Below are 17,809 nucleotides of genomic sequence, written 5' to 3' on the forward strand. Positions count from 1 at the left end.
GGTCTCTCGAAATAAGGGGCTGGCCCGGGAGACCAAATTTAAAAAATCGTAACCTGTTCCGCGGAACAGGGAATGTTGTTCCAAGACCGTATCCTGCGACAGTTTTTCCCTTTATAGAAATGATTCTTTAAAGAAAAGCTTTTGGGATCTAAAAAACAAACTTTAAGAAATTTAAAAAGGTCAATCAAAAGATTCGGAAGGGGGGTAAACTATCAGTAAGTTAACTGTTTAGCATTAAAGAAAGGCCAGAGGTAGGAACAAAATTGGCTTTTCAAATGATGTCGCTTCGGCTTTCGTATTTCTTCCCAACGCCAGGGTACGAGTTTTCAAGACGTCACCGGCTTGATCCTAACTAAGATACAAATAGCTAAGAAGTCAAATGAACGCCTTGAAGCACCTCAAGATGTTTTTTCTCTAAGGGTCGAAGATCATCGACAATTTCTTCATACAAACCTTTTCGACAGATTCGCATAAACTTTAGGGAAGGACCGTCGCTGATAGAAATTTTTGTCAAGGTTTCTGGCAATGATTCCGTAGCAGGCCGAGGTAACAATGCAAATCCTCTCCCTAAGCCAACATGCGCACTTTGCGCAAAATAATTGCGGATGCTATGGTTGGTTTTTATTTCAAACCCCCACTTTCTGGCCAGGGTGCTCATGATCCGATAGAGGTCTGGGGACACGTCAGAAGCAATACATACGCAGTCCTCCCCTTTCAACTGCTTCATTCGAATTTGTTCATAATTTGCTAAAGGGTGCTCATTTGAAACAACACAGACGCATTCAATTTCTGCAATTGTTTCGGTAACTAATCCGCTATTTTCAAAGGGTTCCGCATATGCATAACCGATATCCAATTTTTTATCTTTGAGCAGATTAGGGACATTGATACTCTCTATTTCCAAGAAGTCGAAACGGTCATTGGAGAATTTTTTGCTTAATTTAAGAATGATAGGAACAGCGAATAAATGAATTGCCCAAGAGAAAGTGCCTATTAGGATTTTTCCTCTTTTCCCTGCCAAACTAGCTTGGACCTCCGAGAAAAAGTCGTCTGTTTGATTCAAAAAATTCTCAACTAACGGGAAAAGTCTTTCCCCTTCTTTTGTCAAAGTAAGCTTTCGAAAAGACCGATCTATCAGCTGCTTTCCTAACTTAGCTTCCAGATTCTGAATTTGCATTGAAAGAGGCGGCTGGCTCATATTCGCAATCGCAGCGGCCTTTGTAAAACTCTTTTCCCGGGCGACCAAGTAAAATAGCCAGAAGGCATGTAGAGACTTAAGATCCATATATTAATCGAATGATAGGTATAAGTTAATAGTATTTCCATATTCTACAGAGGGATCCTAGAATACCGCGTGTTAGCTCAGCCTTCGGCATGACTAATTTACCAAGGAGAATTATTATGAAAACCACATCCCTAAGTGCGGCTATCGCATTAGCCGTATTTTCAACCGGTGCATATGCCTACACACCGGGCACTTACACAGCCGCTATTGCTGGTCAGAACGGTCCGGTCAAAGTCGAAGTCACGACTTCTGCTGACAAGATTCTTTCCGTTAAGATCGTTGATCAAAAAGAAACTGAAGGTATCGGGTCCAAGGCAGTTGCAGCACTTCCGGCCGAAATCGTTAAAGCGCAGTCTGCCAATGTTCAAAGCATTGCAGGTGCGTCTGTCTCTTCTGCCGCTATTAAGAAAGCTGTTCAAGAATGCCTGAATCAAGCTCAGGGCAAAAAAGCAGCTCCGCTCGCCCTCAAGAACGGCACTTTTGAAGGAAAGGCTTACGGCAACAACGGTTGGCTTACTGTTGAAGTCACCATCAAAGACAACAAGATTACTGACATCAAAACACCAGGCCAGAGAGAAACGAAGTATTTAGGCGATACAGCTATCCGCGAAATCGGTAAAGACGTTCTTCAGTACCAGACACTCAATGTCGACAACGTCGCCGGTGCTACCGTCACCAGTACCGCTCTGAAAACCGCAATCGCTCAGGCTATTGAAAAAGCCGGCGGTGATATCGCTGCATTCCAGAAACCGGTTCCTGAAAAGATTAAAAAAGTTGTCGGTATTACCAAGGGCAGTGCAGACCTTATCATCGTCGGTGCAGGGGGCGCCGGTCTTTCCGCTGCTGTTACGGCTAAAGATTTAGGCGTCAAGAACGTTCTGGTCTTGGAAAAGATGCCCGTGATCGGCGGAAACACACTTCGCTGCGCATCTGCATTTAATGCAGCTGACCCTGATAGACAGAAAGCGCTTCCGATGACCGAAACACTGAAGGAAGCTGTGGTTAAAGCAATCAGCGAAAAACCTGTCAGCGAAGAACACGCCAAGCTAATGGCCGACGTCAAAGCCAAGTATGAAGCCTACTTGAAGAGCGGTTCTAAGACTCTCTTTGATTGCCCTGAATGGCATGCTCTCCAAACTTATAACGGCGGCGACAAAGTCGGTCAGATTCCTCTGATCAGGCAGTATTCCAACAATGTACTCGATACGCTGCACTGGATGCAGTCTAAAGGTTCTCCTGTGATGGACCGCGTCAGCCAGGGCGCTGGCGCTCTCTGGCAGCGTACACACCAGCTCGATGCTCCTGCAGGTCTCGGCCTGATTGATCCTCTGTATCAGTCTGCCGTCAAACAGGGCGTTAACTTCAAGCTGGGTATGCGCGTTCAGGACCTTATCCTCAATGACAAGGGCCGCGTGATCGGCGTGACTGCAACCGACAAGGTTGGCAATAAGTACGAATTCACATCCAAGGACGGTGTCATTCTGGCTACCGGCGGCTATTCCCAGAACAAAGAAATGCGTCGGAAGTCTGCTCCGCACCTCACTCCGGAAATGGTTTCTACGAACCAGCCGGGTGCAACCGGTGACGGTATTGTTATTGCCACAAGACACGGCGCAGATACAACCGGCATGAACTACGTTCAGGTTTATCCGCTGGCTACTCCGGGTACCGGCGCTCTGCAGGGCCGCGCCCGCAAGATGTCAGGTTTGGACGATGTGATTGACGTCAACAAGAACGGTGAACGCTTCGTCAAAGAAGATGCGCGCCGCGACGAATTCGTTGCCGCGATCAAGAAGCAGCCCGGCGGAGTTGTTTACGATATCAACGATTCCTCGATCGTTAAACCGCTCAACAGCTTTAACGAAGATGTTGAAACTTTGGTCAGCATCGGCCGTATCTACAAGGCTGATTCTTTAGCTGATTTGGCTAAACAGCTCGGTATGCCTGCTGATAAGCTCGAAGCAACGGTGGCTGAATTCAATAAGATGGTTGAAGCTAAGAACGATCCGAAGTTCGGACGCAAACTCTTTGATCGTCCTATCGTTAAACCTCCGTTCTATGCTACTCCGCGTGCACCTTCGATCCATCACACTATGGGTGGTTTGCAGATTTCGACCAATGCTCAGGTCTTGGATAAGAACGGCAAGCCGATCCCCGGCCTCTATGCAGCCGGTGAAGTGACAGGCGGTATCCATGGCTCTAACCGTTTAGGCGGTAATGCCACGGCTGATGTTTTAACGTTTGGCAGAATTGCGGCTAAGTCTGCTGTTGCTCACAAGTAAGATAGAGCCAAATAATTGACGATTGCGGCCGGATTTTTCGGCCGCTTTAGTTTGCTGCATAGCAAAACAGATCCCGAAGGACCTGTTGACATCGCACTGCTTAACGCGGATTAAGCGTTGTGAGCAGCCATTTTTTCCTTAATAAGGTCAGCTAGAACCTTAACGCCTTGGTCAATCTTTTCCGGAGGAACCGTCACGAAGGACAAGCGCATCTGGTTGAACTTCGGCTCATTGGCGTAGAAAGCGGAGCTCGGAACATAAGCGACTTTTCTGTCGAGCGCTTCTTTCATCATGTCGTCGGTGTTGATGTATTCCGGCAGTGTGACCCAAATGAACATACCGCCGTCAGGTTTAGTCCAAGTTGTGCCTTCGGGAAAGTAACGTTCTAATGCATCGAGCATGCAGTGGCACTGAGTTCTGTAAAGAGCGCGGACATCCGGCATGTGCGTCTTCATAAGGCCTTCATCAAGGCAGCGGGCAGAAATCAGCTGCGTGAATGTAGACGTATGGAGGTCAACGGCCTGCTTAATCGTTGTGAGAGGATCAAGCGCAGGCTTCGGCCCGATGATGTAACCGAGACGGAAACCGGGAGACAGAACTTTGGAGAATGTTCCCATTGTCAGAGTACGTTCCGGGGCATAGCAGCGAATCGGCTTCGGAGGCTGACGGTCATACCAAAGTTCGCCGTAGGGGTTGTCTTCCAAAATCCAGAAATCGTATTCACGGGCTTTTTCAGCGAGTTTCTTACGTCTTTCTTCAGTAATCGTGATGCCTGTCGGGTTCTGGAAAGTCGGCATGACATAGGCAAAACGAATGCCGCTGAATTCCGGTCCGATTAAATCCGGGTTCAAGCCATGTTCATCCGTCGGGAGCGTGACAAATTCAGGACGCTGGAGTTTGAAAGCAGACAATGCACCGAGGTAAGTCGGATCTTCGACTGCAACCTTGGAACCTTCATCGATGTAGGCGAGGGCCATTAAATCCAAAGCCTGCTGAGAACCGGAAACGATTTGAATGCAGTCAGGGTCAACGGGAGCACCTAATTCAGCTTCATGAGCGGCAATGGCCTTGCGAAGAGCGGGTTCACCTTCGGTACTGGAGTACTGGAGGGCACGGGTGCCTTGTGTTTCTAAAACCCAGTCGGTCGCTTTTTCAATGGCTTTGACCGGGAAGCTCTTAGGAGAGGGCAGGCCGCCGGCAAAAGAAATGACATCGGGCTGGCTCGCCAGTTTGAGGAGTTCACGAATAATGGAACGCTGAGAGGATCTTGCGCGGATCGATTTTGGAGGTGTTAAAGAATTGTCAGACATAGTGCGCATTCCTGCGATAAATAAAAACATCGGAGCCAAAAAGCTCCAAAAAATAAAGACCTTGTAGTTGAGCTGTTTGTGGCAGCCTTTATTGCGGGTATCGGAAAACCAAAATGGGCAGAAGTGGTGATAATCACTCCCCTTATTGCCCGCATTCAGAAAATCTTACATCAGCAGAGGTTGAAAATACGAAAAGTGACACCAAATAGTGTCATAAGCCTGAATTATTCAACAGAGGTATCGCTTAATGTCTGAAAACAAGAAAGAGACGCTCGGTTTCCAAACCGAGGTGAAACAGATGCTCCATCTGATGGTGCATTCTCTTTATTCCAACCGCGAGATTTTCTTGCGTGAATTGGTGTCCAACGCTTCGGACGCCATCGACAAGCTGCGTTTTGCCGCAATCGACAATCCTTCCTTGCTTGCCGACGATCCGCATCCTTCGATCCGAGTCGGTGTAGATGAACAGAAGCAGGAAATCACGGTCAGCGACGATGGTATCGGCATGACGCATGCAGAAGTGATTGAACACTTAGGTACGATCGCCAAGAGCGGTACAAGAGAATTTTTTGCCCGCTTATCCGGAGATCAGAAGAAAGACTCTCAGCTTATCGGACAGTTTGGTGTCGGTTTTTATTCTTCCTTTATCATCGCCGACAAAGTAACCGTTATTACCCGTAAAGCCGGTGATCCGGCCGATGCCGCTACAAAGTGGGAAAGCAACGGCGAAGGCGAATTTACGGTTGAAAATACAACCCGCGATCATTTTGGTACGGACGTCATTCTCTCTGTTAAGAGCGAGGACCGCGATCTGGTGAGCAAGTATCGTCTGCGCACGATCCTTCAGCGCTATTCCGACCATATCTCCACGCCGATCTTAATGGGCAAGGATGAATACAAGGACGATAAAGTTATTGACACCGGAGAATGGGAAGCCATCAACACCGGTGCAGCTCTTTGGGCACGTCCGAAGAATGAAATTACTGAAGACCAGTACAAAGAGTTCTATCACCACGTTTCTCACGACTCTACTGATCCGCTTTGCTGGACGCACAACAAGGTTGAAGGCAAGAACGAATACATCCAGCTTCTGTATGTTCCGTCTGCCGCTCCGTTTGACCTTTGGGACAGAGAAAACGTACATGGCGTGAAGCTGTACGTGAAACGTGTCTTCATTATGGATGACACGAACCAGCTGCTTCCGCACTATCTGCGCTTCATTAAGGGTGTGATCGATTCCGAAGATCTTCCGCTCAACGTCAGCCGTGAAATTCTTCAGCAGACCCGCGACCTTCGTATCATTCGCGACGGTACGACAAAGCGTGTTCTTTCCATGCTGGAAGACCTTGCCGCCAACAGAGCTTCCAATTACGACAAGTTCTGGGCGCTGTTCGGCAATGTGCTGAAAGAAGGCCTGGGCGAAGATCCGACCAATAAAGAGCGTATCGCCAAACTTCTGAGATTTGTTTCCACGGGAAGCGAAGGCAAGGCCGATGTCACCCTTGAAGGTTATATCAGCCGTATGAAGACCGGTCAGGACACCGTTTACTATGTGATCGGTGATACACCTGAAGCAGCCGCCAAGAGCCCGCTGCTCGAACTCTTCAAGAAGAAGGATATCGAAGTACTGCTCCTCAGCGGCCCGATCGATCGCTGGATGATGCAGTTCTTGACTGAATTCCAGGGCAAGAAGCTTGTCAATATCGCAAAGGGCGACCTTGATCTCGGCGACTTGGCAGACAAGGAAGAAAAGGAAGAGAAAGAAAAAGTTCAAGCCGAGTACAAACCGCTCGTCGACGAATTCAAAGCCGCTTTGGGCGACAGCGTCGAAGATGTTCGTATGACTTTGCGTCTGACCGATTCTCCTTCCTGCATCGTGACGGACCCGAACGGCTTGGATCCTGCTTTTGTCCGCATGATGAAAGCAGCTGGTCAAGACGTTCCCGAACCGAAACCTATTCTTGAACTGAACCCGAACAATCCTCTGGTTTCTAGACTGAAAGAACAGGGTGCCTTCTCTCCGGAATGGGCTAAGCTCTTCCTTGAACAGGCTCAGCTGATGGAAGGTGAACAGCTCAAAGACCCGGCCGGATTCATCAATCGTATGAATACGATGCTGATGGATACGATCGGTAAGAAGTCTGTGAACTAATCTCGGTTAAAAACGGAAACAATAAGCGCAGCTCCAATTCGTTGGGACTGCGCTTAATTTTTTGTTTTCGGCGTTAGACTCACACAAATTCAAAAGGTTACAAGAGCAGGAAATGGCTAAAACTAAGAGAACACCGGTGGACTTCTCCGAGCTCGGAGGTTTCCGTTATCTTCATTTCGGATCCGAGTGGATTCAGGGCGGCATGAGAATTAACCGTCCATACAGTTTGGCGCTGGAATACCAGCAGTACATGCTGGCGCTTCTTTTCTTCCGTCCGGAACCTAAAAATATTCTCCAGCTCGGGCTCGGCGCCGGCGGACTTGCGAAATACACTTGGAAGTATTTTCCCGAAGCGCACACGAAAGTGGTCGAGATTTCCGAAGATGTCTATATGGCTTCGAGGATGTGGTTCAAGATGCCTGACGATGATGATCATTTGGAAGTCGTTTTTGAAGACTGCAAGAAATATCTAGCCCGAGCTGCAAATACAGCCGATTGGCTTTTAGTCGATATTTATGATGCGGAAGCCTGGGGTCCGGTCTATGACGATGTTCCGTTCTATCGACTTTGCAAAAAGGCGTTGACGGACGGAGGCATCTCTTCTTATAACGTGTTCGGCGGGGAAGATTTCACCAAGAGTCTCGATAACATCTCGAAAGCATTTGACGGACGAGTGCTCGTCATGCCGGATGTAGCAGAAGGCAACAGAATTATTCTTGCCAAGAAGGGACCGAAGGAAACTTATTCCGTCGAGCTGCTTGATCAGAGAGCTTCAGAGCTTCAGGCTTCAAGACACCTTCCGGCTAAGAAAATTTGGAAAAAGCTGAAACAGGAAAACAACCTTAGAGGTGAGTTCGAGTTTTAGTCTTCGATAGGAAGCAGACGTTTCTTGGGCTTCTTCGGTTCGGGAGGCTCAAGATTCTTTTCTTTGTATTCGCAGTACTGCTCAATCGGGCACTTCCAGCATTCGGGCTTTCTGGCTTTGCAAATATAGCGGCCGAGCAGAATGAACCAGTGATGAGCATCTGCACGATAGGGGAGCGGAGTGTACCGCTCCATTTTTTTCTGGACGATTTCAGGCGTTTTGCCCTTTGCATAGCCGGTGCGGTTAGCGACACGGAATACATGAGTGTCCACGGCAATGGTCGGCTTTTCGAACGCAACGTTCATGACGACGCTGGCGGTTTTTTGGCCGACGCCGGGAAGCTTGATCAGGGAATCAAAGTCCGTAGGCACCTGACCGTTGTGATGCTCGATCAAGTCCTCACAGAGTTTCATCACGTTCTTCGTCTTGCTTCGGTAAAGCCCGATGTGCTTGATGATGTCCGTGAATTTTTCCGGGCCTAAATCCAAAACGGCCTGGGGCGTATTGGCCAGCGGGAAAAGCACTCGAGTGGCTTCATTGACGCTTTTATCCGTTGCCTGTGCAGAAAGCACGACGGCAATCAGCAGTTCAAAGTTCGAATGGTATTCGAGCTCGGTCTTCGGCGTGGGATTGTCCGCTTGAAGGGCCTTAAGAATTTCGAGGCGTTTTTCCTGATTCATTTAAGATTTTCCGGCGAATAAGATTTGCCACGAAGTCGCGCTTGTCACTCGTCAAGCTCTTGGCATTGAGGAGATTTTCTTCCTCTTGACGAATCTTGGCGCGCCTTTGATTTCGTTTCAGGTAATTTTCCTTAGATTGACGCGCAAGCTCATCCGTCCACTCTCGGTCAATGCGAACCATGGAAATGCAGTCGACAGGGCAAGCGAGCTGACATAAACAGCAGCCGTTGCATCGTTCGGCGTCAACACAATGCATATGTTTCGGGGAGCCGATGATGGCGTCCGTCGGACAGGCGTCCGAGCAAAGTCGGCAGCCGATGCACTTGTTCGGATCGATTTCCGCGATCTCAGGCGGAACATGCACACCGCACTCTTCATTGAGGGAAAGTTCTTCTCGACCTAAAAGGGCGGACAGGCGGGAAATTACCTGAGGGCCTCCCGCCGGGCAGCGATTATGCTGTTCTCCGTTAGCAATGGCCTTTGCATAGTCAGCGCAGTCGTGATAACCGCACTGCCTGCACTGAGTCTGCGGGAGGATTTCTTCAATCTTAGAAATTTCGATCATCACTGCCAAAGGTTTTCTGCGATTAGGTTGCCGGGTTCGCCGCGTCTCGGTGCTTGGAAACCCATAGGTTTAAGCAAAGCGCGGACTTCCTTGATCATGGCAGGGTTGCCGCAAAGAAGCACGCTGGAAAGAGAACTATCGAACTTAACGCCTGCGGTTTCAGCCAAATCACCGGAGCTGATCAAATCCGGAATTCTTCTGGATAAGAACTGTGTTGCTTCTCGTGTGACGATGGGAATATAAACCAGGTTTCTTCCGCTTCCGCCGCCGAGTGAAGAGTCATCCTTGATTTTCTGAATCAGCTGGGTGTAGGTCAGATCTTCAGCCAAACGCACGGAATGGACAAGAACGATCGTAGGCCATTTTTCCCAAACGGATTCTTGGCGAAGAATGCTGAGGAACGGCGCTAAGCCGGTTCCGGTGCTGAGACACCAAAGATTTTGAGAAGCAGGAAGTCTTTCCGGCAGCAGGGAGCCCCAAAGATCGGTTTCCAGCCAAAGTTCAGAGCCCGCTTCCAAGGCGCACAGGCGAGGGGAGACAAGGCCCTGCGGGACTTCGACGATGAAGAATTCAAGGAACGGGTCAGAGGGGACGGAAGCTATGGAGTAGCCTCTGGCGGCGTATTCCGTTTTTCCGTTCTCTTCAATATCCAGTCCCAAACGGACAAACTGTCCGGGCGTGAAGGTAAAGCCTTCCGGTTTGGTCACTCTCATAGAGACCAAACCTTTTCTCCAAACCTGTTTTTGAAGCAGGCGGACTTTGGTGCGATTTTCGGACACGCTTAGAGTTCCTTCTTCAGGTACTGACGCTTATCGAGGACGTCACGCCATTTTTCGGCTTCGTCCGTGTGCGGTTTCATTCTGGTGATGGACGGCCAAACGCGAGCCAGTTCTGCATTTAATGCGATGAATTCCTGCTGATCTTCAGGAACATCTTCTTCAGCCATAATGGCGTTGGTCGGGCATTCAGGAATGCAGACAGCGCAGTCGATGCATTCATCCGGATCGATCACGAGGAAATTCGGACCTTCACGGAAGCAGTCGACCGGGCAAACGTCAACGCAGTCGGTATATTTGCAGAGGATGCAGGGTTCGGTCACTACATGTGCCATTGGAAAACTCCGTTTTCTTAATTCATTACTAAAACTCTATATTTTAGTAGATTCCGATCTGTAGAGAGCTCATACCGTAGCCGAATCAAGACTAAGAAATCCGAAACGCTTTGTTAACTGCGGAGCGTGAAGAAGTCTCAACTGAAAAACTCCTCCGTCCTTTCGGTTCGCGCCAACTCGAGACTATAGAATAGGGAACGTAGTTGCCAAGGAGCATGCTGTGATTATTGATTCTTTATTAGATACAGACTTATATAAATTTACGATGATGCAGTGCGTACTGCATCAGTTTCCGGCTGCTCAGGCGGAATATAAATTTAAGTGTCGGAATCCCGGAACCGACCTTCAGGCTGTGATCGGGCCGATCAATGAAGAAATTGATCATTTGTGTGCATTGCATTTTCGCAAGAATGAGCTGGATTATTTGCGCAGTCTGCGCTTTATGAAGAGTGACTTCATCGACTTTTTGGAGCTCTTCCACCTTAAGCGCTCAAGTATTGTGGTTAAAAAAGCGGAAGGGAGCGACACCGATATCGAGATCCGTATCCGCGGTCCCTGGCTGCATACCATAATGTTTGAGATTCCGGTTCTCGCTATTGTCAATGAATGCTATTACCGCAAGTTCTATCCCAATCAGGATTTGGCGGAAGGGCGCCGGCGCCTAAAAGCAAAAATTGAGTCCATTAAGGATATTCAGGACATCGGCATTTCTGAATACGGCACCCGCAGACGCTTCTCGAAAGCCTGGCAAGAAGAGGTTATCAAAACCATGCAGGTCACCATGGGTAAGCAGTTCACCGGCACAAGCAATGTTTACTTCGCGATGCAGCTCGGTCTCACACCTCTGGGAACCATGGCTCATGAATACCTCCAGGCATGTCAGGCCTTAGGTCCGAGACTTCGGGATTCTCAGAAATACGCCTTCGAAATGTGGGCTAAAGAGTATCGCGGTGACTTGGGAATTGCGCTCTCCGACGTGTACGGCATGAAACCCTTCCTGCTGGACTTCGATATGTACTTCTGCAAACTCTTTGACGGCGCCCGCCATGACTCCGGTGATCCCTTCGAATGGGGCGAACATCTCATCGAGCATTATCGGAAGAACCGCTGCGATCCGAAAACAAAGACATTGATTTTCTCGGACATGCTCGACTTCCCGAAAGTGATCAGTTTGTACAACGCATTCCACGGAAGGATCCGGCTTGGCTTCGGCATCGGTACAAATCTCGTCAACGATTTGGGAATCCCATCGCTGCAGAATGTCATTAAGCTGATTCGCTGCAACGATCAGCCCGTGGCAAAACTATCGGACGATCCGGTAAAAAGCATGTGCGAAGACGAATCATATTTGCGCTATCTAAAAAGTGTTTTCAACATCTGATAAAGCTTACCGCAATCTGAAAGTTACAAACTTAACCCAGTGAATTTGTTAAACTTTTACCTTTTCTTTTAGGCAGTTATTCAAATTTTGACTGTTTGAAGGAGCAGAATTTATTTCTGTTGTTATTAAAGACAAACGGACTTTAAATTCTGCTTTGGTTTTGTTTTGCGGTACATCGAATCATTTGATGGTTTCGGTTCCGGCATTTTTGTTCTGCCGGCCGCGAACGTAGAAAAGGTAAATGATGAACAAGAAAACAACATTCCTCGGAGCAGTGGCGGCGTTATCCGGCTTGCTTCCAATTTCTGCCCATGCGGCGCTTCCCGGTGCCGAACTGAGCTTGTGCTGGGCGATTCCTTTCGCCGGTATTTTGCTCAGTATTGCTCTGGGACCTCTGCTTTTTGCACATTTCTGGCACAAAAACTACGGCAAAGTCGCCTTGATGTGGGCAGTTTTGGCAGCCGTTCCGCTCTTTATGTTCTTCGGAACACAGACTTCTGTCGAAGCTCTTGCACACGCCCTGATCGGAGATTACGTTCCGTTCATTATTTTCGTCGGCTCTCTTTATATTGTGGCCGGCGGTATTCATCTCAGAGGCTCTTTTGTCGGCAAGCCTTGGCTTAATACTACTTTTCTTTTAAGCGGCGCTATCTTGGCCAACCTTATGGGTACCACGGGCGCCGCTATGCTTTTGATTCGTCCTCTACTGAACGCGAACAGAAGACGTCACTATCAGATGCATACCTACATTTTCTTCATCTTCATTGTCGCTAATATCGCGGGTTCTTTGACTCCGCTCGGCGACCCACCCTTATTCCTGGGCTTCCTGCGCGGCGTGACCTTCTTCTGGACGGCCGGTCATCTTTGGGAAGTGACCGGTCTTGCCGTGGGACTCCTTCTGATCATTTACTTCCTTCTTGATACTTGGCTGTACAAGAAAGAACTTAAAGACAACGAAGAACTCAAGAAGCCCGTCGCCTACGTTCCGTTCGGTTTCGAAGGCTCCGTTAATTTCGTTCTTCTTGCCTGTATCGTGGGTGCCGTGCTCATGTCCGGTTTCTGGAAGACAGGCGTCGAATATCACTTCCTCGGTCTGCACATTGCACTTGAATCCCTTATTCGCGATGCTATCTTTGTGACAGCAGCAATTCTTTCTCTTATTCTCACGAAGAAAGAGTACCGCGAGGCCAACCAGTTCTCTTGGGAACCGATTCTAGAAGTCGGCAAATTGTTCTTCGGTATTTTCGTAACGATCGTTCCGGTTCTGGAAATGCTGCGCGCAGGTTCCTCCGGTGCTTTTGCTCCGGTGGTTGCTTTGGTGACCGGTCCCGACGGACAGCCTGTCAACGCCGCTTATTTCTGGCTGACCGGTATGCTCTCCAGCTTCCTGGATAACGCTCCGACATACCTGGCTTTCTTCAACTTGGCCGGCGGTGATCCTGCCTACCTCATGACGACAGGCGCACACACCCTGATGGCGATTTCTATGGGTGCCGTCTTTATGGGTGCGATGACCTACATCGGCAATGCACCGAACTTCATGGTGGTCAGTATCGTTCAGAACCGCGGCGTCAAAATGCCTTCCTTCTTCGGCTTCATGGCCTGGTCGTACGGTATTTTGGTTCCGATCTTCCTGGTTCTTACGTGGCTCTTCTTAATGTAAGCCGCTTAGGATAGATATCCTTCCAGCCGCTCCTTTCATTCGTGATCGGAGCGGTTTGTTTTTGCCGGAAGGAAAGCCTCGGAAAAGAAGAGGCTAACCGCACAACTTAGGATGCAAAGCGTCAGATTCTGTGCTGAGAAAGATACAATGATCGTATTTACGATCAATAGAAACGAACCACACGCAATATATGTCTCACACTCATTACTATCAAGAAGACACCGATGAGGGGCTGAAGATCGCTGCGCTTTTAAATCAGCTGATTGAATCCCCTGGGGCCCTGTCTAAAAAGGAATGGGATTATCTGAATACCTTGCCTATCGGCACGCTGATGCGCGAAGCCGGCATCAGTCGTAAAGAGGCGGTTCATGTTTTTAACCAAATTGATCGGATTGAAGCAGATGTGAGCAGGATCGGGCGGTTTGAACATCTGACGGATGCCTTCATGATGTGGCTCGTCGGAGGAAGCTTCGTACTGGCCGGTGTGCTTCTGGCCTTAATTTCTATTCCTGAAAGTGTGTGGGGAAGAATCACGATTCCGGTTAGTATCAGTATCGGCCTTATCTTTATTTTTGTCCCGTTCATAGCCCGGAAGCGAGCTCTGACTTACGACAAGGACTGTTTCAGACATGCTATTGTTGAAATCTTAGGTAAGGGTTTAATGAAACGCTCGGTTTTAACCACGGACGCGCTGATTCGAGAAATTCAGCCCCACGAGCCGAAGAAAGCTTTGTTGGAAGTTGTTGAGAAATTTGCCCAAACTCAGAATCGGAAGATCTCAAAATATGAAGAGATCAGCCTGATTAAGCAGCTTTTGGACGGTTACAACCTTAAAATTTCTGATCTGCCATTTGAAGTTATTGAGGAAATTGACGGCATTTGTCCGGCAAGAAATCCGGCATGAAAGAAGTAATTGAATCGACCAATTTAGAAAAGCAGCTGACACGCCATCATGAAGGCGACAGCGACTATACCCATCAAGGCACAGGCTCATCCAAAAAGGTATTGATCGCCTCGGTTTGTCTGACCTTGGGATACGCCGTGATCGAAGTCATCGGAGGTTTTCTTTCGAACTCTTTGGCGCTGCTCTCTGACGCCGGTCACATGGTGACGGACTCAGCCTCTCTTTTCTTTGCACTGCTGGCCAATGTTCTTGCAGGACGCCCCGCAAGCGGGAAATATTCTTTTGGCTTTGCCAAGCTGGAAGTACTCGCAGCACTTTTGAATGCGCTTGCCATGTTTGCGGTGGTGCTTTGGATTGTTGTGGAAGCGGTAGAGCGTTTCAGCAGTCCGGAACCGGTCAACGGTTCTAGCGTCTTTTTGGTTGCCACGCTCGGGTTGCTGATCAATATCGCTGTTGCCTGGACGCTTTCCCGCGACCAGAAGAGCATCAACACGCGGGCAGCGCTCCTGCATGTCATGGGCGACTTGCTCGGATCTGTGGCCGCGATCACGGCTGGTATCGTGATTTACTTCGGCGGTCCGGTCATTGTTGACCCGATCCTTTCTATTTTTGTGAGTGCTTTAATTCTGCATTCCTCCTGGGGCGTTGTGAAAACTTCAGTACATCTTCTTTTGGACGGAGTTCCTGACAACATTCCTTATCAGGAAGTCGGTTCGACTCTGGAAGCAATTCCCGGTGTTTATGCCGTGCATGATCTCCACATTTGGGATATGACGGCAAACGAGGCGGCTCTTTCCTCTCATATTGTTTTAGAGCGGATGGATGAATGGCCTCAGGTTTTGGAGAAGGCGCGTGAGGTTTTGGAGAAAAAGTACGGCATCTCACACATTACGCTTCAGCCGGAACCGGTTGAGGAAATGAAAAAGCGTTTCATGTGCATCGGCGAATAGCAGAGAAGCGGACTTGTATCAAACCGTCAGGAGCGGCCTTTTAGAAGTTACAAATAGGCTCCCGACCGCTATAATTGATTGAATTTTGTAAAGCCACGCCTGCTCATTTGAAGCGCGTCTCTTTTTTTTTTCTGTTGAGAATAAGATGACGAAATATGTATTTGTTACCGGCGGTGTAGTTTCTTCCCTGGGGAAAGGTATTGCAGCAGCTTCCCTGGCCGCCATCCTTGAGTCTCGCGGGCTCAAGGTCACAATCATCAAGATGGACCCCTACATCAACGTCGACCCGGGCACAATGAGCCCGTTCCAGCACGGTGAAGTCTTCGTGACCGAAGACGGTGCTGAAACCGACTTGGACTTAGGTCACTATGAGCGCTTCATCACGCCGAAGATGCACAAGGCGAATAACTTTACGACCGGCCAGATCTATCGTAATGTTCTGCGCAAAGAACGCCGCGGCGAATACTTAGGTAAAACCGTTCAGGTCATTCCACACATCACCAACGAAATCCAGGACTTCATTGCCCGCGGTGCTCATGCTGCCGGCGATCCCGATATCGCATTGGTTGAAATCGGCGGTACGGTCGGTGATATCGAATCTCTGCCGTTCCTTGAAGCCGTTCGTCAGCTGTCGTTGAGAGCAGGCCGCAACAATACCTGCTTCATTCACCTGACACTCGTTCCTTATATCGCCAGTGCCGGCGAATTGAAGACAAAGCCGACTCAGCACTCCGTGGGCGAACTCCGTAAGATCGGTATCAGCCCCAACGTTCTGCTTTGCCGTGCCGACCGCAAGATTCCGGACGACGAAAGAGCCAAGATTTCTCTGTTTGCCAATGTTCCGATGGATGCCGTCATCTCCGTTTGGGACGTTGACACGATTTACAAAGTTCCGATGATGCTGCATGAGCAGGGCTTAGATGAAATCGTCTGCCGCTGCTTAGACCTGAATCCGAAACCTGCCGATCTTTCCGCTTGGGAAAAGGTCGTTGATCGTCTTGAACATCCGAAAGACACTGTCAAACTTGCCATGATCGGTAAGTATGACCTGAAGGATTCCTACAAGTCCTTGAATGAAGCTCTGATCCACGCTGGTATCCATACCGGTCATCATGTGGATGTCACCTTCATCGAAGCTGAAATTCTTGAAAAAGAAGGCACTGACTGCCTCAAGGGCATGGATGCTATTTTGGTTCCCGGCGGCTTCGGTAAACGCGGTACCGAAGGCAAGATCAAAGCCATCGAATATGCTCGTAAGAACGACATTCCTTACCTCGGCATCTGCCTGGGTATGCAGCTTGCCGTGATTGAATTTGCCCGTCATGTCTGCGGTCTCGGCGGCGCTAACTCCACTGAGCTGGATCCAGAAACACCGCATCCTGTTGTTGCTTTGATCACCGAGTGGAAAGACCACACTGGCGTTATCGAAAAACGCGATGAAGACAGCGATCTCGGCGGCACAATGCGTTTAGGCAAACAAGTTGTTCCTGTTAAAGCCGGAACACTGGCTGCCGAAGTTTACGGTAAGGAAGTCGGCGAGCGTCATCGTCACCGTTATGAAGTGAACAACTCTTACTGTGACCAGTTCGAGAAGGCCGGTATGGTGATTTCTGCTAGAACACCCGGCGAAAATCTTCCCGAAATCATGGAACTCCCCGATCATTCCTTCTTCATCGGCGTTCAGTTCCATCCGGAATTTACTTCCTCTCCGCGTTTCGGTCATCCGCTCTTCAATAAATTCATTGAAGCGGCTGCCAAGTATCACAAAGAACACGAAAAGGCTGAGTAATCGACATGCAGTTATGCGGTTTTGAAGTCGGTCTGAACCGACCCTTTATTCTTCTTGCCGGTCCCTGCGTCATTGAGAGCGAGCAGCTGACGCTCGATATCGCCGGCAAGATGAAGGAGATCACCGATAAGCTCGGGATCCCCTATGTTTTCAAGGCAAGCTACGACAAAGCGAATCGTTCCTCCGATACGAGCTTCCGCGGTCTGGGTATGACCAACGGTCTTCGTATTTTGGAAGAAGTCCGCCGTCAGATCGGCGTTCCGGTTGTCACCGATGTTCATACGGCCGATGAAGTTCCGGAAGTTGCCGCTGTGGTGGATCTTCTTCAGACGCCGGCTTTCCTTTGCCGTCAGACAGACTTTATTGCCGCCTGCGCAAAGAGCGGTAAGCCGGTCAATATCAAGAAAGGTCAGTTTTTGGCTCCTCAGGATATGAAGCAGGTTGTGCTCAAAGCTCGCCATGCTGCAGCAGCTGCCGGACTCTCTGAGGACCGCTTCATGGTTTGTGAGCGCGGCGCCTGTTTCGGCTACAACAACCTTGTATCCGATATGCGCAGCCTTGTGATCATGCGCGACTGCGATGCTCCGGTGATTTTTGACGCAACGCACTCCGTCCAGCTCCCCGGCGGTCAGGGCACAAGCTCCGGCGGCCGCAGAGAGTTCGTTCCGCCTCTGGCCCGTGCGGCGGTTGCTGTCGGTGTTTCCGGACTCTTCATGGAAACACATCCGAATCCCTGCTGCGCTAAGAGCGACGGACCGAACATGGTTCCGCTGGATAAGATGGAAGCACTGCTGACCAATTTGCAGGGCATTGACCGACTCGTGAAGTCCGGTGAATTTTTAGAAAACCAGTTACATTAACTTTTAAAGAGA

General features: G+C 49.2%; 15 protein-coding genes. 9 read left to right on the forward strand and 6 right to left on the reverse strand.

Features of this window, described 5'->3' with window-relative positions; genetic code table 11:
* Positions 1–367: 367 nt before the first annotated feature.
* Entirely contained in the window at positions 368–1,285 is a 918-nt protein-coding gene (locus ACZND6_RS05530; protein WP_489524454.1) for a LysR family transcriptional regulator, read from the reverse strand.
* A gap of 116 nt (positions 1,286–1,401) precedes the next feature.
* Here ACZND6_RS05530 and ACZND6_RS05535 point away from each other — a divergent pair, with 116 nt between their 5' ends.
* Complete coding sequence (locus tag ACZND6_RS05535) at positions 1,402–3,567, forward strand: flavocytochrome c (RefSeq protein WP_281536922.1); 2,166 nt, start codon at positions 1,402–1,404, stop codon at positions 3,565–3,567.
* Positions 3,568–3,677: 110 nt separating this feature from the next.
* Here the strand turns inward: ACZND6_RS05535 and ACZND6_RS05540 are convergent, their stop codons facing one another.
* Complete coding sequence (locus tag ACZND6_RS05540; protein ID WP_008811760.1) at positions 3,678–4,877, reverse strand: aminotransferase-like domain-containing protein; 1,200 nt, start codon at positions 4,875–4,877, stop codon at positions 3,678–3,680.
* A 247-nt stretch (positions 4,878–5,124) separates the two neighbouring features.
* On the opposite strand from ACZND6_RS05540, the gene htpG reads away from it, so the two are divergent.
* Positions 5,125–7,029: a molecular chaperone HtpG gene (htpG, locus tag ACZND6_RS05545; RefSeq protein WP_489524455.1), complete on the forward strand. Its 1,905-nt coding sequence runs from the start codon at positions 5,125–5,127 to the stop codon at positions 7,027–7,029.
* Between the two features lie 112 nt (positions 7,030–7,141).
* A complete protein-coding gene (locus ACZND6_RS05550; protein ID WP_489524456.1) occupies positions 7,142–7,894 on the forward strand; it encodes a spermine/spermidine synthase domain-containing protein in 753 nt (250 codons plus the stop codon).
* On the opposite strand, the gene nth is transcribed toward ACZND6_RS05550, so the two are convergent.
* From nth to fdxA, 4 genes are read right to left on the reverse strand one after another with little or no spacing between them, the layout of a single operon-like run.
* Positions 7,891–8,574 (reverse strand): endonuclease III, encoded by a 684-nt coding sequence (gene nth / locus ACZND6_RS05555; RefSeq protein ID WP_008811763.1) that lies wholly within the window; start codon positions 8,572–8,574, stop codon positions 7,891–7,893. The two genes, ACZND6_RS05550 and nth, sit on opposite strands and share 4 nt — an antisense overlap.
* Positions 8,543–9,139 carry an RnfABCDGE type electron transport complex subunit B gene (locus ACZND6_RS05560; RefSeq protein WP_008863309.1) on the reverse strand — a complete coding sequence of 199 codons (597 nt, stop codon included), beginning with the start codon at positions 9,137–9,139 and terminating at the stop codon, positions 8,543–8,545. The genes nth and ACZND6_RS05560 overlap by 32 nt, the downstream gene beginning before the upstream one ends.
* Entirely contained in the window at positions 9,139–9,918 is a 780-nt protein-coding gene (locus ACZND6_RS05565; RefSeq protein ID WP_489524457.1) for a ferredoxin--NADP reductase, read from the reverse strand. The genes ACZND6_RS05560 and ACZND6_RS05565 overlap by 1 nt, the downstream gene beginning before the upstream one ends.
* A 2-nt stretch (positions 9,919–9,920) precedes the next feature.
* The gene (fdxA, locus tag ACZND6_RS05570; RefSeq protein ID WP_008811766.1) at positions 9,921–10,250 is read right to left on the reverse strand and encodes a ferredoxin FdxA; all 330 of its coding nucleotides are present in this window, start codon (positions 10,248–10,250) and stop codon (positions 9,921–9,923) included.
* 220 nt (positions 10,251–10,470) lie between these two features.
* Here fdxA and pncB point away from each other — a divergent pair, with 220 nt between their 5' ends.
* The 6 genes from pncB to kdsA all read left to right on the forward strand — a co-directional run bounded on the left by pncB (position 10,471) and on the right by kdsA (position 17,797).
* A complete protein-coding gene (gene pncB, locus ACZND6_RS05575) occupies positions 10,471–11,631 on the forward strand; it encodes a nicotinate phosphoribosyltransferase (protein WP_489524458.1) in 1,161 nt (386 codons plus the stop codon).
* A 241-nt stretch (positions 11,632–11,872) separates the two neighbouring features.
* Entirely contained in the window at positions 11,873–13,294 is a 1,422-nt protein-coding gene (locus tag ACZND6_RS05580; protein ID WP_278661251.1) for a sodium:proton antiporter, read from the forward strand.
* Between the two features lie 190 nt (positions 13,295–13,484).
* Entirely contained in the window at positions 13,485–14,198 is a 714-nt protein-coding gene (locus tag ACZND6_RS05585) for a hypothetical protein (RefSeq protein ID WP_489524459.1), read from the forward strand.
* Complete coding sequence (locus ACZND6_RS05590; protein ID WP_008811770.1) at positions 14,195–15,148, forward strand: cation diffusion facilitator family transporter; 954 nt, start codon at positions 14,195–14,197, stop codon at positions 15,146–15,148. The genes ACZND6_RS05585 and ACZND6_RS05590 overlap by 4 nt, the downstream gene beginning before the upstream one ends.
* A gap of 145 nt (positions 15,149–15,293) precedes the next feature.
* Positions 15,294–16,937: a CTP synthase gene (gene pyrG, locus ACZND6_RS05595; protein ID WP_278661254.1), complete on the forward strand. Its 1,644-nt coding sequence runs from the start codon at positions 15,294–15,296 to the stop codon at positions 16,935–16,937.
* 5 nt (positions 16,938–16,942) lie between these two features.
* Positions 16,943–17,797 (forward strand): 3-deoxy-8-phosphooctulonate synthase, encoded by an 855-nt coding sequence (gene kdsA / locus ACZND6_RS05600; RefSeq protein ID WP_008811772.1) that lies wholly within the window; start codon positions 16,943–16,945, stop codon positions 17,795–17,797.
* Positions 17,798–17,809 lie beyond the last annotated feature (12 nt).

Source organism: Parasutterella sp. (assembly GCF_057870745.1).